This window comes from Streptococcus suis, assembly GCF_016775005.1.
Classification (GTDB): Bacteria; Bacillota; Bacilli; order Lactobacillales; family Streptococcaceae; genus Streptococcus; species Streptococcus suivaginalis.
The window spans coordinates 1-924 of sequence record NZ_JAEUXI010000016.1; the positions used below are offsets into that span (position 1 = coordinate 1).

The following is a 924-nucleotide window of genomic DNA, read 5'->3' on the forward strand; positions in this document are numbered from 1 at the left end:
ATCAGACTTACTGCTTTCTTTTTGACTGGTTGGTAAGCTAGCTGCTGGCAAGGCTACCTGTTTAGGCGCTTGGTTTGGTACCAAACCACCTTCAAAGGCTGCTGGACCTTCATTGACTAAACCTGGACCTTTGGCTGTTTCTACGTAAACAACTCCGTAGATACTGAAGTGTTTCGCAACAAATACTACGGCTGGGAAGCTGGTACCGTCTTCATTTTGAACAAGGGTCTCTGTGAAGGCCAGTGATTCTACGCTGCCATCTTCCTTGTGGTATTGAACGGCTTCAACTTCTTTGCCTGCTTTGATTGGGAGTACAACCAAGGTATCCTTGCTTGGTGCTACTTCCTTGCCTGCTTGATCAAGCAAGACAATATCGTAGAAATCAGTATCACGTTCTGCAGATTCTGGTAATTCTGTGACAGCTACTTTCACAATCTGGTCGCTTTCACCTGCTTCCAGACGAACACGGATACCAGTAGCTGGATCTACCAAGACCACTTCCTCAGTCAATAGGCCTGAGTTAGGGGCTTCTGTTTCTTCAGATGGTGTTGGAGTTTCGCCTGTATTCCCAGTATCTGGTGCCTCTGTTGCACCACCTGTTCCTGGTGCATCTGTTGATTCACTTGAACCTGGAGTCTCTGTTGTTCCTCCTGTGTTCGGAGTTTCGGTTGTTCCGCCTGTGCCTGGTGCGTCTGTTGTACCACCTGTTTCTGGAGTTGCACTTGTACCTGAGGTGTTCAAAGATGTTAACCAATCTTCAATCAAGCTTGCTACTTCATCAACTGCTGCTTGGTCCGTTCCGCCCAGGGCAGCATCCGCAGCCTCAATCAGACCTTCTAATTCCTGAGTTTGTTTTTCAGTCAGATTTTCCAAGGCTTCTGTTTGAGCCAGGAGGGCAGCTAAGGCGCTAGTGTTCAAGGCAAC

1 pseudogene is annotated in these 924 nt (G+C 47.9%); it reads right to left on the reverse strand.

Annotation, left to right across the window (positions count from 1 at the left end):
• Window positions 1-924: pseudogene (locus JNG37_RS09750) on the reverse strand (hypothetical protein); the annotation flags it as partial.